The sequence below is a fragment of the Frankia sp. AgB32 genome, assembly GCF_023243045.1.
Taxonomy (GTDB): domain Bacteria; phylum Actinomycetota; class Actinomycetes; order Frankiales; family Frankiaceae; genus Frankia.
Genome location: NZ_JALKFX010000079.1, coordinates 19975 through 42441, shown reverse-complemented (window position 1 = coordinate 42441; position 22467 = coordinate 19975). Strand labels below are relative to the sequence as shown.

Here is a 22467-nt window from a genome sequence, read left to right as displayed (position 1 = left end):
CGCGTGACGCTTGCGGCACCGGGTCATCCGAAGACCCCGGCCAGCTTGCGGTACATCGACGGCGCGGCGCCGTGAACCCGGACCGCGCCGCGCAGCCAGCCGGGCACCCAGACATCGGCTCGACCCCGTCCCGTCGCCGCGAGCATCCGCTCGGCGACGAGCGCGGCCGGCCCCGGCCGCGGCCACCGCCGCACGTAGGGAGCTCCCCGGCGGTGGAAGAACGGCGTGTCGACGACGCCAGGGATGCACAGAGTCACCGTGACTCCGCGCCCGGCGACCTCGGCCCGCAACGCATCGGCGAAGCCGACCATCGCCGCCTTCGACGCGGAGTAGGCGACCTCGCCGCGCACGCCCAGCGCGCCGGCGATGCTGCCGACTATCAGAATGCGGCCCTGCCCGCGATCGAGCATGGCCGGTAGCATGGCCCTGACCAGCGTCATCGGCGACAGGACGTTGACCGCGACGAGTTGCGCGATCGCGTCGGGAGACATCATGTCGTAGGGCCCGGCAGCGCCGAGCCCGGCCGAGCACACCAGGAGATCGACGTCTCCGAGCAGCTCGCTGGCCCGGGAGGCAACCGCCAGCTCCGAGCCCGGTTCCGCCAGGTCCACCGCGATGCGGTGACCCTCTGTGGCGGCGGCGACTTCATCCAGCGCGGCGCCGTTGCGGCCGACCAGCAGCGAGCTGCAGCCGCCTGCCGCCAGCAGCAGCGCGGCCTCCCGGCCGATACCGCTGGACGCGCCGGTGACGACAGCCGTGCGAGGTGGCCAGGTGGCGGGGACCACGCTCGGGCGCGTGGTCCGGTTGGCGAGGACGGTCAGCCCTCCCTCACGGAAAGCAGGCCGGGACCGTGTGCTCATGACACACCACTTCCGGTCATTCCTTTCACGTAGTTCTCCCCCGCGGGCACTGATTGCACGTCACCTACTACTTTCCCCACTCATCTCGCCCCGCGTCGCGAGGTGGTTCGACCGAACATGATCGACATGACATGATCGGATACGGCCCGATGGCCCGAACTGATCCGCCGGACCATCGCACCGAGCCCCGCACGGGGGTCATGCCGATCCGAAGAGTTACCAGTTTTCCACCGTCGGACTCTGGACCAGGGTGCACAGGCGACCCTGCGCAACCAGGTCCACGACTCCCACCATTTTCATGGTCCCACCGCCGGATCGTCCATGGTCAGATGGGCGACATCGGCGAGGCGGCACCTCATGCACGGCTCCGGACTCCTTATCACACTCCCTCTGACGCGACTGCCCCTCCTAACGGGGGGGCCGCCCACTATCGAGGCCGCGCGAGGCGGACCGATTGACTGTCGTAGGATGGATTAGGGATCTTCTCATGGTGGCGCGAAGCACTTCTCCTCGCCAGCTAATGCGGTGATTTCTCACCGCATTGCCGCCGGGAAAGTATCCCCGCGACAGCCCTCGGCCGAGATCGCCAGCAGCGCGTCCAGGCCCGTCGAAGCAGGCCCGTGAGCCCTGCTGCCGGCTCGCGGCCGTCAGTCCGGCCCGGTCGCCGCCGCGGCGGCTGACCAGGGACGCAGGCCGGCGACGGAGCTCATCCATGGCTCGTCAGAGCGCCCGGCGCGGGCTGTCCGGGACGAACGCCGAACATACCGGTCGGGCATCGTCCGAGCACTGATCCATCCTCCCCATGACGACCACCCTACCGCCCTCGACAAACACGATCGAAAGCGGCATTTCCCCGAACCTAATGGATGCCCCGCCCGCCGCCGATATCCGCCGTCACGGTGATATCGGACACACGACTACAGATGGCGCGGCAGTGGAGGTCCGGACGCGTGCGACGAAGCCAACAGGGCAGGCACGTTCGGTGGTACCCGTCTCCCGGATGTCACCGAACGGATACTCAGTCGCACCAGTCGATCACCGAAATGCCGGCCGACAATCCCGGCCGCCATCCGGCAGATGGCCTACCCCGGGTGGATACCCGGGGGATTCAGCGCGATCCCCATTCCGACTGCCCCGGCCCGCATGCCCCGCACCGTGACGGTAGGGGTGACCGGCGGCGCCGATGTCGTCGATGCCGATGTCGATGTCGCCGATGCCGATGTCGCCGATGCCGATGTCGTCGATTCCACGCACAATCCGGTGGTTCCCGCGCACCGCGCGCCCGGCTCGCCGCCGGAACCGCGGTCCCACGTCGGGTCGTCGCCACCGAGCGCGGCGAGCGCGGCGGCGACGATCTCGCGCCGCTCGGCGGCGGTGACCAACGGCTGCAGGCTCTGCACCCCCCGCACGGCGAAGGCGCGCAGCAGCTCTGCGTTCACCGACTGCGGCTCGCCCACCGGACCGGAGCCGGCCTCGGCCTCGGCCTCGGCCTGATCCCACGCCCGGCCGATGATGCCCGCCTTGAGCGCGCCGACCGCGCAGTGCGCCCGCAACAACCGCTCATCTGTCGGCGCCGGGCCGGCCAGCGCCCGGACGAGCGCATGCTGCAACGAGATCATGTCGCTCTGGCCGATCCGGCGACGGACGATCGACGGATCGTTGATGAAGGCGAGCAGCACCCCGCCCGAGCCAGCCATCACCTCGGCCAGCTGTTCGACGAGGACCGCCGTGCTCGGCGGGGGCGAGTGCCGCACGAGGTCGACGAGCCGGGTGAGTTCGGACATCAACGGTTCCAGCAGCGCGTCGAGGATCGTTTCCTTCGACGGGAAGTAGTAATAAAGCGCTGCCTTGGTCAGCCCGAGACGCTCTGAGATGTCCCTCACAGAGGTGCCTGCATAGCCTCGTTCGCCGAACAGGCTGATCGCGGCCGCCAGTATGCGTGACCTGGTGTCGCGTAACGGCTCGGGTGATGTCGAGTCGACCATGACGGACCTCACCCTCCGATCGAGTCCGAGCCGGATGTTACTCTCAAGCTTACCTACTGAACGACCGGTAAGTTGCCGGTTGGTCTGTGCGCTCACCGCCGTCGATCCCGACGGCCCAGGTGATGACTCCGCCCGATCATCGACGTTCGAGGGGGAACTGTGGCAACGCTCGCCCGATGGTGTTTCGGACACCGCCGGCTCGTACTGTTCCTGTGGATCATTGCACTGGTCGGACTCGGCGGAGTCAGCCAGGCGGCCGGAAGCAACTACCGGGATACTTTCTCGCTACCCGGCACTGACTCGCAGAAGTCCATCGACCTGCTGCAGCGCGACTTCCCCGCCGCGTCCGGCGACAGCGCGACGATCGTGCTGCACAGCCGTTCGACGGCGACCGTCAGCGACGCGTCGCTGCGCGGGCCGATCACCGAGATGCTGGCCAAGGTAGCCAGGGTGCCGCACGTCTCCGAGGTGGCAGGCCCCTTCGGGCCCAAGGGCGCCAGCCGGATAAGCAAGGACGGCCGCACCGCCTTCGCCACCGTCGACTTCGACCAGCAGGGCGACGACCTGCCGAAGGACGACATCCAGCAGTTCGTCGACACCACCCGCGGCTACGACTCGGCCAGCATGCAGGTGGAGGCCACCGGCCAGCTCGTGTCGATCATTGAGCAGCAGCAGCAGAGCTACAGCGAGCTGATCGGCATCGTCGCCGCGGCGATCATCCTGTTCCTCGCCTTCGGCTCGCTGCTGGCGGTCACCCTGCCGCTGATCACCGCGATCGTGGCGCTCGGTGTCAGCAGCTCACTGATCATCGTTCTCTCGCACGTGATGTCGGTCGCCGAGTTCGCGCCGATCCTGGCCACCCTGATCGGCCTGGGCGTCGGCATCGACTACGCCCTGTTCATCGTCAACCGGCACCGCGTCGGCCTGCTCGCGGGCAAGACGCCCGAGGAGGCCGCGATCACCGCGGTGAACACCTCGGGGCGCGCGGTGATGTTCGCCGGCGTCACGGTCTGCATCGCGCTGCTCGGCATGTTCGCGCTCGGGGTGAGCCTCCTGTACGGCGTGGCGATCTCGGCGGCGCTGGCCGTCGCGATGACGATGGCCGCAGCCGTCACCCTGCTGCCGGCGCTGCTGGGCTTCTACGGCATGCGGGTGCTCAGCCGGCGGGACCGGCGCCGCCTCGCCGAGAAGGGACCCGAGCCGGAGAGCATCTCCGGTATGTGGGCGCGCTGGGGGAAGTTCGTGCAGCGACGTCCCCGCGTCCTCGCCGTGGTCAGCGGCGTCGCCATCCTGGTGATCGCCGTTCCGTTCCTGTCGCTGCGGCTCGGCTCGTCCGACCTGGGCAACGGCGACACCTCCAAGACCACCAAGCGCGGGTACGACCTGCTGGCCGAGGGCTTCGGCCCCGGTTTCAACGGCCCGTTCACGATCGTCGCGGAGATCAGCTCCCCGAGTGACACCGCCGCCCTGAACGCCGTGGTCCGCGCCGCCCGTACGACGCCCGGCGTGGCGTCGGTGTCGGACCCGCGGGAGAGCCCGAACGGCCAGGCGGCCATCGCCACGCTGTACCCGACCAGCAGCCCGCAGGCCGCGGACACCTCCAAGCTGCTCGACCGGCTGCGTGACCATGCGGTCCCCCAGGCCGCGAGTGGCGACTCGAAGATCTACATCGGTGGTATCACCGCCGTCTTCGAGGACTTCTCCACCACCCTGTCGGCCAAGCTGCCGCTGTTCATCGGCATCGTGGTGGTGCTTGCCTTCCTGCTGCTGGTGGCGGTGTTCCGCAGCCTGGTGATCCCGCTGACCGCCTCGGTGATGAACCTGCTCGCCGTCGCCGCGGCCTTCGGGGTGGTCGTCGCGGTGTTCCAGTGGGGCTGGGGCGAGTCGCTGTTCAGCATCACCGGCGGCCCGGTCGAGGCGTTCGTCCCCGTACTGCTGTTCGCGATCCTGTTCGGCCTGTCCATGGACTACGAGGTGTTCCTGGTCAGCCGGATGCACGAGGAGTGGACGGCCAGGCGGGACAACCGGCTCGCGGTCACGCTCGGCCAGGCCGAGACCGGCCGGGTGATCTCCGCGGCCGGCGCCATCATGGCCCTGGTGTTCGCCTCGTTCATCCTCGGCGACGATCGCGTGATCAAGCTGTTCGGGCTGGGCCTCGCCAGCGCGATCGTGATCGACGCGTTCGTCATCCGCACGGTTCTCGTGCCGGCGCTGATGCACATCTTCGGCAAGGCGAACTGGTGGCTGCCGTCCTCGCTCGACCGGGTCCTGCCGCGGCTGGCGGTGGAGAACTCCGAGGAGATCGAGGATATCCGGCGGACCACGCCGCCGGCGGACGTGCTGGACGGTGCCCACGCGGTGCCCGGCCAGCAGGGCCCTGGCACCCGTAGTCACCGGGCGGACGAGCCCACGCGCTGACGCACGACAGGTGGACGATCGAGGCCCCGGCGGGCAGCGTGCCCGCCGGGGCCTCGGCCGTTTCGCTGGGTGGCCGCGGACGGCGGCACCCTCGGCGCGTGGGCCGGCGCTACTCCACCCTGCCGCGGATGAGCCGCGCGGTCTCCTTCGCGATCCGGCTGAGCGACTCCTGCGGCAGGTCGCGTTCCGCGGTGGACGCGCTGACCTGCGGGCCCGGCCGTAGGGCCAGGTAGCCGGCGGCGGCGAGCAGCGCCCCGATCACCGGCGCCACGATGAACAGCCAGAGCTGGCCCAGCGCCCAGCCACCGACGAAGACCGCCGGTCCCAGCGAGCGAGCCGGGTTCACCGACGTCCCGTCCATCGGGATGCTGATCAGGTTGCACAGGGTGAGGACCAGGCCGATCGCGAGGCCGGCGAACCCGAACGGGGCCCGGACGTCCGTCGCGCCAAGCACGGTGAACACCAGTAGGGCGGTGAGCAGGATCTCGACGAGGAAGACCCCGCCGAGCCCGAAGCCGCCGGGTGAGTGCGTGCCGTAGCCGTTGGCGCCGAGTCCGCCGACGCCGGGTGAGTAGCCGGCTGGCCCCGAGTCCGCCAGCAGCAGCACCGCGCCCGCTGCCACGATGGCCCCGACGCACTGGGCGAGGATGTAGCCGACGGCGTGCCTCGGCTCGATCTTGCGGCACACCAGCAGCCCCAGGGTGACCGCCGGGTTGATGTGGCAACCGGAGATCGGCCCGATCACGTAGACAAGGACGAGCAGCGACAGCCCGAACGCGAAGGCGATGCCCAGCACGCCCACCGCGCTCCTGGCGAGCACTGCCGTGCCCACTCCCCCGAGGACCAGCACGAACGTTCCGATTGCTTCGACCAGATATCTCCGCACGCGGCACCCCCTCCGCCGCCGGGACGCCTGCACTGACCGGGACCAGGTCGACGGACGCCCATCCATCTACTCCGAGTACCCGAATGGTTCCACAGGGTGCGTACGTCCGCCAGGTGATCATGGCTCCGGCGGCGCCGGAATGCGATATCCCGGCTACCCGCCTGCTCCGGAGCGACCTCCGCACCGACCGGCCTTTTCGTCCCCGCCGAGGTCCCCGAGGTTCACCCGGCGAAGCCTCCAGTCGACGCAACCGCCGCCGCGAACGCACAATTTTTCTCATTCACCCCGACGGTAAAAACCGGTATTTCGCGACCTAATGTGGCTTTTCGCGCGGGTCCTGGTACCCGGTTACGGCAGGGCGGCCACCGGCCTGTTTCAGCGTCAGTCCGGAGCGCTGTCACCCGGCGCCGCACCGCGGTCGGCGGACCGGGCGGGGATCTCGTCGCCGTATTCCAGGTAGCCGGCTCGCCGCGGGGTGCACCGCAGCCCGGCCGCTGCCGTCACGCGCCGCGCGTGCAGAGGCGGCAGCAATCCGCCCACCTCGGCCACCGGGACGAACGCGAAGTTGACCAACTCGTTCATGTCCAACTGAATGCGCTCCCGCCAGGTCGCGGGCAGCAGGCCGCCGTCGAACACGAACAACAGCATCTCCCCCTCCAGCCACCCGTCCTTGGGACGCGGCGCCCAGTCCACGGCGAGGAGGCCTCCGATCGGCGGGGTGATGCCGAGCTCCTCCTCGACCTCCCGCACGCAGGCGGCGTACGGCGACTCCCCCGGCTCGACGAAACCTCCGGGGATGTCCCATCCCGGCTTGTAGGACGGCTCGACCAGCAGCACCCGCCCGTCGTCGTCGAAGAACAGGGCTCCGGCCGCCGCGTAGGGCCGGGCCATCGGCGGGAACTCACCGACGGCCGCCGCCTGCGTGCCGGTGGGGGCCTGCGTGACGGTGGGGGCCTCCCCGCCCACCGGATAGGCCGATGCCACCTCGGACGTGCGCTGCACGCGTCCGTTGACACGCTCTCCGTCAGGTAACCTACATCCGTTCGTCATCCTGGGACTCCCACGATCCTCATTCATGTCCGTCATCATCTGGCCTAGAACTGACGATCAGGCGACCGGCTACGAAGCGGATCGCGCGAGCTACTCCTCCACAACACCCGACCACGAAATGGCCTGCGTCGCCAGCGATTCGCCACGCCTTCGCGGAAGACCACGCAACGGAAGCCAAGGAAGTTCGATCCGTTCGCAAAGCATGAGACCGGGAGTTCATTTCTGCGAGAACCCCGTCGGTCTCGCGCACGTTGGAGATCTGGCGCCCACCCGGCCGGAACATGGTTGACACATGACGGGGAGCAATCCGTCGCCGGCGACACCGGCGACAGCGACCGGCGAACGCCACCCCGCACCCGACGACGACCACCTTCGGGCCGCCTCGCGGACGCCTCCGCCGCCACGGCCACGCAGGCCGCGCGGGCAGGCCGGCCAGCACCTGGTCAACCAACCGGCCACCGGGGCGACCAGGCAGGCCCCATGACCGACCACCTCGACCAGGGACGCAACCCCGCATTGCCGACGAACTTGGTGGAGTTGTGTCGCGCCGCGGTCCGACCCGGCGAACCTCAGATGCCAACCGGGCGACGTGCATTCCGGCCGAGAAACCGCGGTGCCGGCTCAGTTAGCCACACATGGTGACCGAAGTTGCGTCGCGTGACGTGCCGTCGCAGGCCGTTCACCATGACGAGCGGAACGGTGCCCGATTCCCTGCCGAGGCGGCGACGCCGGGTCGTCGGGGAGGCGTCATCCAGCCCGCCACCAGCGACTCCGCCCCGCTCCGGAGCCCGCCGGTCACCGTCAGTGGCGCCACACACCTCATTTTCCATTCCCTTGCCAATGGACATTAGGTTGCCCTAACTTAGCTGAGGTTAACCGCAGATCATCGACGGCCGAGACCAACCGGCCGAACCTGCGGACGTAGACGGAGGGAGGCCAGCTTGCTTCCAACATTTGTGATCGGCCTTCGCGAGGGCCTGGAAGCGTCATTGATCGTCGGGATCGTGGCCGCGTTCCTCCGGCAGCGTGGGCGCACCGACGCGCTGCGGCAGGTGTGGCTCGGGGTGGGCCTGGCGGTGCTGCTGTGCTTCGGCTTCGGCGTCGCGCTACAGGTGCTGGACCGCGAGCTGCCCCAGCGACAGCAGGAGGGCCTGGAGACCGTCATCGGGCTCATCGCGGTGGCGATGGTCACCTACATGGTGGTGTGGATGCGCCGCCACTCCCGCGACCTGAAGGGATCGCTGGAGACGGCGACCGCGTCGGCGCTGGAGACCGGCTCGACCCGCGCCCTCGTGCTGATGGCCTTCCTGGCGGTGCTCCGGGAGGGCTTCGAGACGGCCGTGTTCCTCATCGCCGCGTTCAATGCGGCCAGTTCCCCCGCCTCCGCCGGGGGTGGCGCGCTGATCGGCGTGCTGGTCGCGGTGATCGTCGGCGTCGCCATCTACCGCGGCGGCGTGCGCATCAACCTCTCCCGCTTCTTCCGCGTCACCGGGCTCGTCCTGGTCCTGATCGCCGCCGGGCTGCTGGCGACCGCGGCGCACACCGCCCACGAGGCCGGCTGGCTCAACGCCGGCCAGCAGCGGACGTTCGACCTGTCCTGGCTGGTGCGTCCCGGTACGCCCCTGGCGAGCGTGCTGACCGGCGTGCTGGGCCTGCAGCCGCGGCCGGTGGTGGCCGAATGTGTCGTCTGGGTGGTGTACCTGGTGCCGCTGGTCGCCTATGTGACCTGGCCGGCCCGACGCCGCCCGCCGGCGCGGCCCGCTCCCGAGCCGGCCGCGTCCGCCGCGACCGCCGGGCCCTGAGCTGGCGGGCCGCGCAGCAAGCCGGTTTCCACCGCCGGCTGGCTGCGCGGCCCGTCACACCGACCGGCAAACCCTGCCGGCAAACCCTGCCGGCAAACCATCTCACGACAGCAGACAACCAAGTGGGGGCAACACGTGCGTCGCGCACCAGTCGCGTACAGCGCCATCGCAGTTGTGATCGCGACGGGCGCCGTCGCATGCGGGGGAAGTGATGCGGGCGGCTCCGACTCCGGCGCGACCGCCGCGAAGCAGAACGTCACCATCACGCTGACGTCCAAGGGCTGTTCGCCGGACAAGTCGAGCATCGCGGCGGGGCCGACCACCTTCAAGGTGGTGAACAAGGACGCCGGCGCCGTCACCGAAGCCGAGCTCATGAACGGCGACACCATCCTCGGCGAGAAGGAGAACATCGCCCCCGGCCTGTCCGGGACGTTCTCCCTCAACGTCAAGGCCGGCAAGTACCAGCTGTACTGCCCCGGCGGGTCGGGCCCGGAGAAGGTGGACTTCACCGTGACCACCGCGGTCGCCGGTACCGCCGCCGCCACGCAGAGCCCCGAGGTCACCACGGCGCTGAAGACCGCGACCACCGGCTACGCCACCTACGTCCGCCAGCAGGTCGCGGAGCTGGTCACCAACACCGCCGCGTTCGTCACCGCGGTGAAGGCCGGCGACCTGGAGCAGGCGTCGAAGCTGTACGCGGCGCCCCGGCTGAACTACGAGCGCATCGAGCCGGTCGCCGAGTCGTTCGGGGATCTCGACCCGGCGATCGACGCCCGCGCCGACGACGCGCCCGACCCGGCGACCTGGACCGGCTTCCACCGCCTGGAGAAGGCGATCTTCGCCGATCACTCGCTGGACGGCACCGGGACGATCGCCGACCAGCTGAACACCGACGTCGGCAAGCTGAACACCCTGGTCGCGAAGACGACCTTCCAGCCGGCGCAGATCGCCAACGGCGCGACCGAGCTGCTCAACGAGGTCGGCCAGTCGAAGATCACCGGCGAGGAGGAGCGCTACAGCAAGCTCGACCTGTTCGACGTGCAGGGCAACGTCGACGGCGCGGACAAGGCGTTCACGCTGCTGGAGCCGGCCCTGAAGTCGCTCGACCCGACGCTCGCGACGAAGGTCCGCACCCAGTTCACCGCCATGTACAAGGCGCTTGAGCCGTACAAGCGCGGCACCGGTTACGTCAGCTACGACACCGTCACGCAGGACCAGCGCCGTGCCCTGTCGCAGGCGGTGGACGCGCTCGCCGAGCCGCTGTCCCAGGTCGCGGGGATCGTCGTCAGCTAGGCCGAGCAGCACCAGCACGCACAGTTGGGTAAGCGCAGGTAGGACGGCAGGGGCCGGGCGGTGCACGCCCGGCCCCGCAGCCGTGAGCGGGCAGGGCCCGCCGGAAAAGGAGCGCGTGGTCATGGTCGAGGGGATCAGCCTGTCACGTCGGCGGGCGCTGTTCGGAGCCGCCGGGCTCGCCGGTGCCGGCGTCGTCGGCGCGACGGCCGCAGCCTGTTCGGACGATCCGAAACCGATCTCGGCGTCGGCTCCCCGCGGACTGGTGCCGTTCCACGGCGCCCGCCAGGCCGGGATCACCACCGACGCGCAGGACCGGCTGGCGTTCGCGGCCTTCGACGTGTCGGCCGGCACGACCCGCGAGGCGCTGCGCGACCTGCTCGTCGGGTGGAGTGCGGCGGCGGCGCGGATGGCCGCCGGGCAGCCCGTCGCCGACGACGACGCGGCGCCGCAGGCCCCGCCGCGGGACACCGGCGAGGCCGTCGGGCTGACCGCCGGAAACCTGACCATCACCTTCGGGGTCGGCCCGAGCCTGTTCGACGGGCGCTTCGGGCTGGCCGCGCGCCGGCCGGCGGCCCTCACCGAGATCCCACCGCTGCCCCGCGACAACCTGGACCCGCTGCGCAGCGATGGTGACCTGTGCATCCAGGCCTGCGCGGACGACCCGCAGGTCGCCTTCCACGCGGTGCGCAACCTGCGCCGGCTCGCGCAGGGTGCGGCCGTGCTGCGCTGGTTCCAGCTCGGCTTCGGCCGCACCAGCACGACCAGCGACAGCCAGGACACCCCCCGCAATCTCATGGGCTTCAAGGACGGCACGAACAACATCAAGCGCGAGGACGCCGCGTCGCTGGACACGCATGTCTGGGTCGGCGCTGACGGCGACCAGGCCTGGATGCGCGGCGGCACCTACGTCGTCACCCGCCGCATCCGGATGCTGCTGGAGTCGTGGGACCGCGACTACCTGCGCGACCAGGAGAACGTGTTCGGCCGGGTCAAGCGCAGCGGCGCCCCGCTCGGCGCCGCCGCGGAGTTCGACGACGTCCCGCTGACCGCGAAGGATGCCAGCGGCGAGCTGGTCGTGCCCGAGGACGCCCACATCCGCCTCGCGGCCCCGGCGACGAACAACGGCGTGACGATCCTGCGCCGCGGCTATTCCTACACCGACGGCGTCAACCAGGAGACCGGGCAGCTCGACGCCGGCCTGTTCTTCATCGCCTTCCAGCGCGACCCGCGCACCGGCTTCCTCCCGATCCAGCGCCGCCTCGCCACCCAGGACGCGCTCAACGAGTACATCCAGCACACCAGCAGCGCCGTGTTCGCGATCCCACCCGGCGTCCGCGACGACAGGGACTTCTGGGCCAGCGGCCTGTTCGCGACCTGAGATCCGGGCCTGCGGGACCACCGTGGTCCCGCTGTCCGGGTCGGCGTCCGATTTGTCCGCGCAGAGAGCGCGCAGAGAGACTGTCGAGCCCGGCAGGCCGGCCGACCCGTCGTGGCGGGGACGATCAGTCGACCAGGGCCGGCGCGTCCGGGTCGTCCAGGAAGCCGAACATCAGCTGGAGCTGCTCGGGGGTGTTGCGCTTGGTGGACAGCGGCGGCAGGGCGTCGCGGGTGAACCAGCCGACGGCGGAGGTCTCCAGCCCCGCGCCGGCCATCCCCCCGACGACCCGACACCGGATGAAGATCTTGTAGGTGTCGTTCGGGTACGGCGGATGGTCGTGCCGGCGCTTGTCCAGGACGCCGAGCAGCCGAACCGGCTCGGCGAGCAGCCCCGACTCCTCCCGGATCTCCTTCACGGCGACCTCCGCCGGGCTGTGGCCGACGTCGGCCCAGCCGCCCGGCATCGACCAGCAGCCGTCCTCCTTCTCCCGCACGAGCAGGATCCGGTCCCCATCGAACAGCACGCCGCGCACGTCGACCTTCGGCGTCTGGTAGCCGACCTCGCCGCCGAAGATGCGCTCGGCCACGGGCACGGTGACGTCGGCGCACCGGGCGGCGATCCGGTAGGTGAGTGCCCGGAGCTGCTCGAAGCGCTCCAGGTCGAAGGGGTTCTCGGTGTAGGCCAGCCCCGCCTGGGCGATGGAATGCATTTCGCGCACCCACGGCAGCCACTCCGGGTTGCGGGCGCCGACGCCATCCCAGGCGGGTTCGACCGGCTCGGCGGCGGCACTCGCGGTCGGGTCGACTGTCGGGGCAGGCACGGCATCCTCGGTCATGTGGTGATCCTCCCCCAGGCACCGGCCAGCCCGGGTGACCCTCGGCCCGCGCCGGTCGGCCGTCGGAGCCGACGATCACGGCCAGGGCTGCGACGACCTGCGCCTCGACCGCCGGTCGGTGGACACCGAGGTCGCTGCCCGAGCTGTCCTCGAAGGCGAGCAGGGCCAGCCGGATGTGTTCGGTGCCGACGTAGTTGTGCGCCAGCCGCAGCGCCTCCCGGACGTCAGTTCCAGACCTCGTCCCGTTCGACGCGTCGGCGGGTGCGATGTGGGCGTTGTTCGACCCGCCGAGGTGATCGGCGAGCAGCTCGGCGTTGGACAGCTGGTCCAGCTCGTCGGCGTGGGCCGGGAACGGGGTGATGGAATGGGCGGGTGACCGCCGGACCCACTCGATGATCGCCTCGGCCGACCAGCTCGTCGACCTCGTCAGCGCCGTGCTCGACGCGCCGCGGCCGTGGTCGGTCACCCAGCTCGGGCACCCGGTGCTGCGCCGGCCGGCGATCCGCTACGAGGGCCAGCTCTCCGACGAGCTGCTGCACCGGCTGCTCGACGCGATGCGTGGGCACCTGCCCGGCCGCGGCGTCGGGCTGGCCGCGCCGCAGCTGGGCATCCCGCTCTCGCTGGCCGTGGTCGAGGACCCCGCCACCGTGCCCGCCGAGCTCGCCGAGGTGCGCCAACGCTGGCCGCAGCCGCTCCTGGAGCTGGTCAACCCGGTGGTCACGCCGATCGGCACGCAGCGCCGCTCGTTCTACGAGGGCTGCCTGAGCATGGTCGGGTACACGGCGGTCGTGTCCCGCCACCATCGGGTCCAGCTCGACGCGTCCGACCGGAACGGCAATGCGTACAGCCACGAACTGACCGGCTGGCCGGCGCGCATCGCCCAGCACGAGACCGACCATCTGGGCGGCGTGGTCTATCTGGACCAGGCCGAGCCGCGGTCGATGTGCACCATGGACAACTACGAGCGGTTCTGGAACCAGCCGACCCCGGCCGAGGCCGGCGGCTTTCTGGGATTCGCTGTCGACTGACCAGCGCCGATTCCCGGTCGCGGCGGCCGCGCGTCCTCGCCTTGAGCCGCTTTAAAGGGAAACGAAAGACCCCCCCGTCATCATCGGACCGTACCCACAGACAGGACGAATCCGACTTCGCGCAGACGCCGGCACGGCGCGGCCTCGCGATGGTCCAGCCCGACCCGCCCAGGGCGGTGGCACGGGCCCGGAAGGGGCACCATGGCGGAGGTAGCAGCGAGCGGCGAACGGGTCCGGGTGACCGTTCCGGAGCAGGACGTCCGGAGCCCGTACCGCCGGCTTTCCCATCTGTTCGACCCGGGTTCCTTCAGCCCGTACCAGGTGAGCCCCGGCAGCCGGGTGGTGACCGGCCACGGGCTGATCGACGGCGAGGTGACGGTCGCCTTCTGCACCGACGCCACCCGGATGGGCGGTGCGCTCGGCGCCGAGGGTGCCGCGGAGATCGTCGGCGCCATCGACGAGGCCCTGCGCCTCGGCCGGCCGGTCGTCGGGCTGTGGCACTCCGGCGGCGCGAGCCTCGGCGAGGGCGTGCAGTCCCTCGACGGCATCGGCCGCATCTTCGCGGCGATGATCCACGCGTCGGGACGCATCCCGCAGATCTCGGTGGTGCTCGGCCCGGCGGCCGGCGGCGCGGCCTACGGTCCGGCGCTGACCGACGTCGTCATCCTGGCGCCGTCCGGACGGGTGTTCGTGACCGGGCCCGACGTCGTCCGCAGCGTCACCGGCGAACAGATCGACATGGCGGGGCTGGGCGGCGCGGACGCGCACGGCCGCCGCTCCGGCGTCGTGCACGTCGTCGCCGACTCGGAGGGCGACGCGCTGGCGCGGGCCCGGCGCATCACCACGTTGCTGGCCGGCGGGGGCGCTCGGCCGGACGCGGGCCGACTCGCGGCGCACGATCCGGACGAGGACCGGCGGCCGGATCCGGGCTCGCTGCTGCCCGACCGGCCGCGGCGGGCCTACGACGTGCGGCCGCTGGTGTTGCGGCTGCTCGACGAGGGCCGGCACCCGTTCGAGGAGTTCCAGGCGCGGTGGGCGCCGAACGCGGTGGTCGGCCTCGGCCGGTTGTACGGGCGGCCCGTCGGGGTGATCGCGAACAACCCGATCCGCAAGGGCGGCTGCCTGGACTCGCTGAGCGCGGAGAAGATCTCGCGGTTCGTCCGGATGTGCGACTCGTTCGGCCTCCCGCTCGTGGTCGTCGTGGACGTGCCCGGCTACCTGCCGGGCGTCCAGCAGGAGTGGGAAGGCGTGGTGCGCCGCGGCGCCAAGCTGCTCTACGCCTTCGCGGAGGCCACCGTCCCTCGCGTCACCCTGGTGACCCGCAAGTCGTTCGGCGGGGCGTACATCGCGATGAACTCCCGCTCGCTGGGCGCGACCGCCGTCCTCGCCTGGCCCGAGGCGCAGGTCGCCGTCATGGGCGCCGAGGCCGCCGTCGGCATCCTGCACCGCAGGCCCCTCGCCGCGGCCTCCGACGACGAACGACCCGCGCTGCTCAACCGCCTCGTCGAGGAGCACACCCGCACGGCCGGCGGCATCGACCGCGGCCTGGCCCTCGGCGTCATCGACGCCGTCATCGACCCCGCCGACAGCCGCCGCCGCATCGCCGAAGCCCTCGCCACCGCCCCCGCGCGGCGCGGCTCGCACGGGAACATCCCGCTGTAGCGCGCCGCGCGGGCGGTCACGACCGGCGGCTGGGGGTGTACCAGGCGCCGATGGTCAGGCGGGCGGCCAGCCCGAACAGCCAGAACACCGTCAGGCCGAACAGGGAGGCAACAATGATCGCCGCGAACAGCGGGGCGGACTGCAGTCGCTGGGTGTAGTCGTCGATGAGGCTGCCGATGCCCGGTTGCCCCTGCCGGAAGAAGAAGTCGCCGACGATGGCGCCGATGACCGACAGTCCGGCGGAGATGCGCAGCCCCGAGAAGATCGCGGGCAGGGCGGTGGGGAACTCCAGGTGGACGAGCCTCGTCCACCGGCTGGCCCGGCACAGGGTGAACAGGTCGTGCTGCCCGGCGTCGGTCGACTGGAGCCCGAACAGGGTGTTGGTGATGATGGGGAACAGCGCGACCAGGACGCACACGACGGTGCGGGACCAGAATCCGTAGCCCAGCCAGAACCCGATCAGCGGCACGATCGCGAGGATCGGGATCGTCTGGAGCACCACCGCCCAGGGGTAGAACGACCGCTCGACCCAGCCCGCCTGGCTCATCAGCACGGCGAAGGTCATCCCGAGGGCGGTGGCGATGGCCAGCCCCGTGAGCGCGACCTTCGCCGTCGTGCCCAGTCCCCGCAGGGTCTCGCCGAAGGTGGTCCAGTCCCCGAACCCGTCGGTGAGGACCGTGTGCGGCGGCGGCAGCAGGAAGCGGCGGCGGGGGGCCAGCGCGAGGTAGGTAACGGCGTACCAGACGCCGAGGACGGCGGCCAGCACGGCCAGCGGCGGCCCGGCCGCCCGCGCCGCCCGGCCCGCCAGGGTCACGTGAACGACTCCTGAAGTGCCGGCAGGACCATCCGGGCAGCGTCACCGAAAGTGGCATCGAAGCGCATCGCCGGCATCCCGGCCTCCTTTCCTGAGCCGATAGTAGCCCCGACGTGGAGCGCTGTCGGGCACGCCCTCATGGGCCGCCGCATTCATCCGGTACGCTTCCCGCGAAGCGGCCGGAGAAGGCGAGGGAAATGACGCTGCAACGGGCGCGCGGGCCGATCGTGCGCCGCGTCGTACTGGGAACGCAGCTACGGCGACTCCGGGAAGCGCGGGGCATCAGCCGGGCGGAGGCCGGCTACAGCATCCGGGCATCCGATTCGAAGATCAGCCGTATGGAACTGGGGCGCGTCAGTTTCAAGCAACGTGATGTGGCCGACCTGCTGACACTGTATGGCGTCGCGGACGAGAAGGAACGCTCTCCACTGCTGGAGCTCGCCCGCGAGGCCAACGAGCCCGGTTGGTGGCAGGGTTTCGCGGATGTGATGCCGGGCTGGTTTCAGCCGTACCTCGGCCTGGAGGAAGCGGCGATCCTGATCCGGACCTACGAGATTCAGTTCATCCCCGGTCTGCTGCAGACCGAGGACTATGCCCGTGCCGTCATCGCCGGAAGTCATCATCCGGGCGGCGCCGACGTCATCGAGCGCCGGGTGCGGGCACGGATGAGTCGGCAGGCCGTTCTCGACCGGCCGGATCCGCCCAAACTGTGGGCGATAATCGACGAGGCCGCGCTGCGGCGCTCCGTCGCCGCGCCGGCCGTCATGCGCGGCCAGCTCGAACATCTGATCACGCTGAACGAGAAGCCGAACATCACCATCCAGGTGACTCCGCTGAGCATCGGCTCCCACCCCGCCGAAGGCGGCGCGTTCAGCATTCTGCGGTTCGACGAGCCGGACATCGCCGACGTCGTCTACCTGGAGCATCTCACCGGCGCCATCTACCTCGACAAGCCCGAGGACCTCACCCGCTACATGCTCGCCATGGACAACCTGACGCTGCGCAGCACGGCGCCCGGCGACACGGCGAAGACCATCGAGGAAACAGCGTCGCACCATGCCGGGTGACGCCCGCCCCGACCGGGCGGCGGACGTCAGAGCTTCCGGCCGACGCCACACAGGTCGTCGATCGGCAGGGGTGGTTCGGCCGAGGGGCCGGGCCGCCACAACGGCGTCGAGACCAGACCCGGTTCGACGAGTTCGAAACCGTCGAGAAAACGGGCCACCTGCTCGGGGGTGCGCATGTGGTAAGGGAACTTCTCGTGCTCGTGGAGAGAGTGGATGGACTCGGCGCGGTCCTGGCCCATCACGGCGTAGGTGCCGTCCTTGAACACGAGATAGCTGCCGGCGGGAAGCTCGTCGCGCAGTTCGCGCACAATCGCGTACGCTTCGTCGAGGTCAGCTACGTTTCCCATGATCCCGAGCATGATCAACCCGATCGGCCGGGTGAAGTCCAAAGTCTCGCGGGCAGCCCGGAGAATCTTCTTCGGCTCGCGGACGTCGACGTCGACGTAGTTCGTGGCTCCCTCGGGCGTGCCGATCAGTAGGGCCCGCGCGTGCGCCAGGACCAGCGGATCGTGGTCGACGTAGACGATCCGCGAGTCGGGGGCGATCCGCTGCGCCACCTCATGGGTGTTGTCGGCCGTCGGCAGGCCGGTACCGATGTCGAGGAACTGCCGGATACCCATTTCGCCGGCGAGGTGGGTGACCGCGCGGCCGAGAAAAGCCCGAGCCTGCCGGGCGATCTGCACTATCTCGGGCAGCAGCTCGTAAATCCGGTCGCCGAACTCGCGGTCGACCGGATAATTGTCCTTCCCGCCCAGCCAGTAGTTCCACACCCGCGCCGAGTGCGGCACGGTGATGTCAACAACGGGTACCGAACCGTCGTCCATGGGTAACGTTCCCTTCGCAGCCCTCGCGGGGTGACCAACGACGCCGACGCTCATCATAGAAACCGTCCGGGGCGGCTGGCCCCGGACGGTTTCTCTACTTCAGCGTTACCGTCTTGTCGAGGAACTCGTTGGTCACCAGGCTCGCGGACGTCAGCCCCGGCTTCGGTGCGCTGCCCTTCGCCGCGAAGACCGGGCCCAGTCGGCCGATCAGCGTCTGTACCCGGGCCGCATCGAAGCTGCCCAGCACCCCGTCACTGCCGTCGGCGATCAGCCCGAGCTTCTTCTGCGTGGCGTTGCCATAGGCGAGCAGCCCCGGCGAAAGGGTGAACCCACCCGTGTTCAGCTTGCTGACGACCCGCAGCAGGAGCTGGTTCGCCGGCGCCGGATCGGCGACGTAGTCGCGCTGCGCGCGCTGCAACAGCGGCACCAGCTTGGCCAGGCAGGCACGTTGGCTCGCCACCTTGTCCGGGCGTACGGCGAGCGCGGAGATGTACGCCGGGTACTCGTTCTGCAGCAGGTGGTACTGCACCGGCCGGCCCCAGGCCTTGACGTCGTGCTCGAGCAGATAGGGCTCGTTGGTGACGAACGCCTGCTGCACGATCTTGCCGTCGGCGGCGACGAACCGGTCCGGCGATCCCTGATAGGAGGTGTCGACCTGGGCCTTGGTCAGCAGTCCCTCCCGGACGAAGACGTCGGGGAAGAAGGTCCCGCTGGGACTGGCCAGCACCGTCGCGCCCGACTGGCGAATCTCGGCGACGTTGGTGAACTTCCACGCCGGGTCGCCCCAGATCAGCGCCAGCGGAGACTTCTCGTAGGGCGCGAGGACGGCAACCGTCGGCTGCTTCGCGGAGGCCTGCACGGCCTCGTCCGTTCCCACGTAGCCGGCCAGGATGCTGTCGTCCTGAGCCAGCAGCGAGGTCACCGGCTGGAAACCCGTCGCCGGTCCGCCGGCGCGCACCTGCAGCCGCACGCCGGTGGCGCCCAGCGGTCCCTCCACCCGGTTCTTACCCACGTCGATCGTCGGGTTCGCGCCGAGAAGCTGGTACAGGTAACCGTCGGGCAGGCCGGGCCACCAGTTCGCCTGAATGACGACCGTGGACGGGCAGATCCCCTTCAGCGGTGTCGTGTAACGCGACGCGGCGGCGGACCCCGTGGCGGACGAGCTGACCCCGTCGGAGCCACTCGACGAGCCGGAACAGGCGGCCAGGCCCACCGTCAGCGCCGCGACACATCCGCCGACCGCCACCCAACGGCGGCGAAAACTCGAGACTCGCACCCGTCCAGTTCTCCTCAGCTGTATGAAACGCGCGAACACCGGCGATGGAGAAGGCCGGCCCGCGCCGCTTCTGACCATCACGGCGGACCGCTTCGGCCCGCCGTGAGGATTCCACATCGTCGAGGACAGAACGGCATGAGGTCGTTAAGTAATAACGTTCCGTCACAAATTGGCAGGACGCGTCGTCAGCTCACCCGGCCCGGCGTCGGTGACGATGAGTCCGCCCCACCACCTTCCGTCAGGACGTTCGCCCCCCGCGACAGCCAAAGCCCAAGGTCAGGGCATCCGCCCTGGACCGACGAGCACAGTCGGGCCGTCGTGCTCGATCAGGATGGAGTCGGGTGAACCGCGGAATCGGCCCGCGGCGCAGCACCAGCCCCACTCTCCGTGACCGGGCACCGATCGGCTACCTGGAGGCGGTCAGGTCCGCGCAGGACGACTCGTCGGGGAGCAGGGGGCGGAAGGTGGCACTCCACTGCCTGCCGCCCGAGGTCCACGAGGTGGTGCTCACCGCCGTGCGCGCCGCGGCCAGCAGCGTCGCCGCCTCGTCGCCGCTGGCCGTGACGCAGCCCAGCTCGCTACCCGGGCCGACCGACTTGCCGGGCAGCGGCGGGCCCGGCCAGGGGCGCACGTCCCGGCCGACGTCCGCGCCACACGGGCCGCCCGGCGCGCCGTCCGCGGGCGACGCCGCGCAGGGCTCCTCGATCTTCGGCGCGGCGATCGCCGCCAGCGCGGTCGGCGTGTACGCCGCCGATTCGCTCACCGCTCCCCGGCCGAGCGTGCCAGGCAGATCGGTCAGCGCGTCATACAGGTCCCGGGCCGCCTGCCGGGCCGCGCGCTGGTGCGCGGTCAGGCCGGTGCCGTCCGATTCGAGCAGCGCGGGCACCTCCGCCGTCCCGACGCCGCTCGCGGTCCGGATGGTGAACCGGGTCGACGTGGCGTCCGCGATGGGTGGCTGGCCGAAGTCCCGCTCGGTGGCGATGCCGGCGGCGGCCGCCCGGCTGACGAGTCTGCGCACGCTCGCCGTCGAGATCCGGCGGAGCTGGACGTTGGGCAGCGCCGGACCCGGGTAGATCGCGATCTGCGGGCCCACGTCGATCACCCTGCCGTCGGAGTAGACGGCGACAACCGGCAGCCGGCCGACCAGCATCGTCGGCGTCACGAAACCACCGACCGACTCCACCCGCAGCGCCACCACCGTGTCGGCACCCGGATCCGCGGACGCGTCCGTGCCGCCACTGGCACCACCCCACCCGCCGGTGGTGGCTCCGGCACAGGCCACGGTCGCGAGAGCCACGGGTATGACGCCCGCCATCAGTCGGGCGCAGCGCGCCATCATCGCCATGACCCTTTGTAACATTCTCAGGCGCTGATCCGACCCCAGGATGGCCACCGCACGCCGGGCCGGCGCGCAAGACCACCACGTGACAGCCGGACGAAGAATGACAGTCCAAGCGTTTTCCGGGCGGTCCACGTCCTTCGACGTGGACCGGACCCTCCCCTCAAAGCCCCGCGCCGCGCGATCGACCGCGGGCTCCGACCTGTCTCAACCAGACGCGCCGGGCACGGTGGTCAGGCGTTGCGGTAGACGAGGTAGATGTACTTGCCGCCCGCACCCTTGTTCAGGTCTACGTCGTAGCGGCGCCAGGGGGATTGCGGCTGAATCCCGGCGTTGTCGCCGAGGATGACGTCCAGATCCGCGATCGGGCTTCCCTGCGTGGGGTCCTTGGTGAAGGCGGCGTAGATGTAGTCGCCGCCGGCGCCCTTGTTCAGGTCGACGTCGATGCGGGTGTAGGTGGGCGGGGCGGAGTCGTCCTTGCTCAGCAGAAAGATGACGTTCGTGATCGGCTGGCCGGAGCCCCGCTCGAAAGCGAAGTAGAGATAGGCGCCGCCCGCCCCGGCGTTCAGATCCTTGTCGATCTTTGTCCAGCCGGATGGCGCGGGCTCACTGTCAATAAGAACGGTCAGGTTGGTGATATCACTCATCTGGACTTCACCTCTCCGTCATTTGGCCGACCCCCGCCTCGGCATCTTTTCATACGGCCGATCGCCAGACCAGACGAACGGATGAAGTATCAGCCGCGAACTCCACGACCACAACGTCGCCCAGCAACGAAGCAGAAAGAAATCGGCCCGGCGGCCTTCGAATTGCACAGACAGTAATCCAACCCAAACCAGACATCCCGCTGGTCGACGCAGGTAGCGCCTTCAGTCGGCGCACAGATTCCCGAACCCGAGAAGCACCGGGCGTTACCCGTTCTTCTCGTCCGCGACGATGCCATCACGCGGCCACGACAAGCGGCGTCATCTCTCGCCCGCGACTACCCCTGGTCCATCCGATACAGGCGAGAGGTGGGCCGCGATGATCTGCCAGCGGCCGTCGTCGTGGACCCAGGTACGGGTGTAGTCCATGACGACGGAGACCTCTTCTCCGCTGCTGCGGGCGCTGATCGCGGCACGGACGAAGGTGATGCCGGTCACCTCGTGGAGCAGGCAGTGCCGGCGCAGCTCGGCGTACGAGATCACGGCGAAGGCACCGGAGGCGTAACCCGCGACGTCCTCGGCCTTGCCGTGGAGCAGACCGTCATGCCCGCGGGCGACGAGATCGTCGTGCAGCACCTCGGCGAGCCCCACAGCATCATTGGCCGCCACCACGGCCTGCAGCAGATCCTCCGCCCGCCCGAGACCGACCAGATCCGCGGACTGCACCACCGTCATGATCCCTACCTTCCGCCACGACGAACACCACGACCCGGGTCCGCCAATGGCGGAATCGAGCGGCTCTCGGCGAGATCCACGTTCGCGCGTCCGCCAAAGGTACGGGGACCGTGACCGCGCCGCGGGCCCTCATCCCATCACCCCGCCAGCAGATTGGCGATCTTCAAGCGTCAGTCCGTCCTCCTGCCGAGGGGGCCACACGGCCACGCTGATCGGAGCCGGGTGATCCCGCACCGATCTCGTCGGCCGTGATACCGGCCGCGGAGCGGTGTGTCACCGCGAGGACACTGGGGCGTATGGCCTCCCGATCCGTTCCGCCGCAGGACCGCGGACCGTTCTGGGGCCATCCGGGCCCGGTCCTGTCGGTGGCGGTCACCCCGGACGGCCAGCAGATCATCAGCGGCGGCAGCGACGGCACCGTCCGCATCTGGAACCGCGACACCGGCACCGAACACACCACCCTCACCGGCCACACCAGCACCGTCTGGTCGGTAGCGGTCACCCCGGACGGCCAGCAGATCATCAGCGGCGGCGACGACGGCACCGTACGCATCTGGAACCGCGACACCGG

The 22467-nt window shown here is 70.2% G+C and carries 20 protein-coding genes; 9 read left to right on the top strand and 11 right to left on the bottom strand.

The window, feature by feature from the left end:
- Nucleotides 1-23: 23 nt before the first annotated feature.
- Complete coding sequence (locus MXD60_RS19695; protein WP_248820795.1) at nucleotides 24-860, bottom strand: SDR family NAD(P)-dependent oxidoreductase; 837 nt, start codon at nucleotides 858-860, stop codon at nucleotides 24-26.
- Nucleotides 861-1942: 1082 nt separating this feature from the next.
- Nucleotides 1943-2743, bottom strand: a complete 801-nt coding sequence (locus MXD60_RS19690; protein ID WP_248820794.1) for a TetR/AcrR family transcriptional regulator — start codon at nucleotides 2741-2743, stop codon at nucleotides 1943-1945.
- A 261-nt stretch (nucleotides 2744-3004) separates the two neighbouring features.
- Between MXD60_RS19690 and MXD60_RS19685 the strand changes: the two genes are divergently transcribed.
- A complete protein-coding gene (locus tag MXD60_RS19685; protein ID WP_248820793.1) occupies nucleotides 3005-5263 on the top strand; it encodes an MMPL family transporter in 2259 nt (752 codons plus the stop codon).
- A 109-nt stretch (nucleotides 5264-5372) separates the two neighbouring features.
- Here MXD60_RS19685 and MXD60_RS19680 read toward each other — a convergent pair whose 3' ends face one another.
- Together MXD60_RS19680 and MXD60_RS19675 are read right to left on the bottom strand one after the other, a co-directional pair.
- Nucleotides 5373-6149, bottom strand: a complete 777-nt coding sequence (locus tag MXD60_RS19680; RefSeq protein WP_248820792.1) for an aquaporin — start codon at nucleotides 6147-6149, stop codon at nucleotides 5373-5375.
- 381 nt (nucleotides 6150-6530) lie between these two features.
- Complete coding sequence (locus MXD60_RS19675) at nucleotides 6531-7151, bottom strand: NUDIX domain-containing protein (RefSeq protein ID WP_248820791.1); 621 nt, start codon at nucleotides 7149-7151, stop codon at nucleotides 6531-6533.
- Nucleotides 7152-8140: 989 nt separating this feature from the next.
- Here MXD60_RS19675 and efeU point away from each other — a divergent pair.
- The 3 genes from efeU (at nucleotide 8141) to efeB (ending at nucleotide 11672) form a co-directional block, all read left to right on the top strand.
- Complete coding sequence (gene efeU / locus MXD60_RS19670; RefSeq protein ID WP_248820790.1) at nucleotides 8141-9001, top strand: iron uptake transporter permease EfeU; 861 nt, start codon at nucleotides 8141-8143, stop codon at nucleotides 8999-9001.
- 135 nt (nucleotides 9002-9136) lie between these two features.
- A complete protein-coding gene (efeO, locus tag MXD60_RS19665; RefSeq protein ID WP_248820789.1) occupies nucleotides 9137-10294 on the top strand; it encodes an iron uptake system protein EfeO in 1158 nt (385 codons plus the stop codon).
- A 121-nt stretch (nucleotides 10295-10415) separates the two neighbouring features.
- On the top strand, nucleotides 10416-11672 hold the full coding sequence (efeB, locus tag MXD60_RS19660; protein ID WP_248820788.1) for an iron uptake transporter deferrochelatase/peroxidase subunit: 1257 nt from the start codon (nucleotides 10416-10418) through the stop codon (nucleotides 11670-11672).
- 124 nt (nucleotides 11673-11796) lie between these two features.
- Here efeB and MXD60_RS19655 read toward each other — a convergent pair whose 3' ends face one another.
- A complete protein-coding gene (locus tag MXD60_RS19655) occupies nucleotides 11797-12507 on the bottom strand; it encodes an NUDIX hydrolase (protein WP_248820787.1) in 711 nt (236 codons plus the stop codon).
- A gap of 34 nt (nucleotides 12508-12541) precedes the next feature.
- On the opposite strand from MXD60_RS19655, the gene MXD60_RS30410 reads away from it, so the two are divergent.
- From MXD60_RS30410 to MXD60_RS19640, 3 genes are all read left to right on the top strand, one after another.
- Entirely contained in the window at nucleotides 12542-12883 is a 342-nt protein-coding gene (locus MXD60_RS30410) for a hypothetical protein (RefSeq protein ID WP_248820786.1), read from the top strand.
- On the top strand, nucleotides 12867-13535 hold the full coding sequence (locus MXD60_RS19645; protein WP_248820785.1) for a peptide deformylase: 669 nt from the start codon (nucleotides 12867-12869) through the stop codon (nucleotides 13533-13535). The genes MXD60_RS30410 and MXD60_RS19645 overlap by 17 nt, the downstream gene beginning before the upstream one ends.
- A 201-nt stretch (nucleotides 13536-13736) precedes the next feature.
- A complete protein-coding gene (locus tag MXD60_RS19640; RefSeq protein ID WP_248820784.1) occupies nucleotides 13737-15197 on the top strand; it encodes an acyl-CoA carboxylase subunit beta in 1461 nt (486 codons plus the stop codon).
- Between the two features lie 16 nt (nucleotides 15198-15213).
- Here the strand turns inward: MXD60_RS19640 and MXD60_RS19635 are convergent, their stop codons facing one another.
- Nucleotides 15214-16011 carry an ABC transporter permease gene (locus MXD60_RS19635; RefSeq protein ID WP_248820783.1) on the bottom strand — a complete coding sequence of 266 codons (798 nt, stop codon included), beginning with the start codon at nucleotides 16009-16011 and terminating at the stop codon, nucleotides 15214-15216.
- 197 nt (nucleotides 16012-16208) lie between these two features.
- Here MXD60_RS19635 and MXD60_RS19630 point away from each other — a divergent pair, with 197 nt between their 5' ends.
- Nucleotides 16209-17078, top strand: a complete 870-nt coding sequence (locus MXD60_RS19630) for a Sco1979 family transcriptional regulator (protein WP_248820796.1) — start codon at nucleotides 16209-16211, stop codon at nucleotides 17076-17078.
- Nucleotides 17079-17104: 26 nt separating this feature from the next.
- Here MXD60_RS19630 and MXD60_RS19625 read toward each other — a convergent pair whose 3' ends face one another.
- The 5 genes from MXD60_RS19625 to MXD60_RS19605 form a co-directional block, all read right to left on the bottom strand.
- The gene (locus tag MXD60_RS19625) at nucleotides 17105-17902 is read right to left on the bottom strand and encodes an SAM-dependent methyltransferase (protein ID WP_248820782.1); all 798 of its coding nucleotides are present in this window, start codon (nucleotides 17900-17902) and stop codon (nucleotides 17105-17107) included.
- 94 nt (nucleotides 17903-17996) lie between these two features.
- On the bottom strand, nucleotides 17997-19178 hold the full coding sequence (locus tag MXD60_RS19620; RefSeq protein ID WP_248820781.1) for a substrate-binding domain-containing protein: 1182 nt from the start codon (nucleotides 19176-19178) through the stop codon (nucleotides 17997-17999).
- A gap of 406 nt (nucleotides 19179-19584) precedes the next feature.
- Complete coding sequence (locus MXD60_RS19615; protein WP_248820780.1) at nucleotides 19585-20523, bottom strand: cold shock domain-containing protein; 939 nt, start codon at nucleotides 20521-20523, stop codon at nucleotides 19585-19587.
- Nucleotides 20524-20750: 227 nt separating this feature from the next.
- Nucleotides 20751-21164, bottom strand: coding sequence for a hypothetical protein (locus MXD60_RS19610; RefSeq protein WP_248820779.1), 414 nt, complete (start codon nucleotides 21162-21164; stop codon nucleotides 20751-20753).
- Between the two features lie 318 nt (nucleotides 21165-21482).
- Nucleotides 21483-21896: a nuclear transport factor 2 family protein gene (locus MXD60_RS19605; protein ID WP_248820778.1), complete on the bottom strand. Its 414-nt coding sequence runs from the start codon at nucleotides 21894-21896 to the stop codon at nucleotides 21483-21485.
- 296 nt (nucleotides 21897-22192) lie between these two features.
- Here MXD60_RS19605 and MXD60_RS19600 point away from each other — a divergent pair.
- Nucleotides 22193-22467, top strand: a 275-nt coding sequence (locus MXD60_RS19600) for a WD40 repeat domain-containing protein (RefSeq protein WP_368861256.1), incomplete at its 3' end; no start/stop codon positions are given.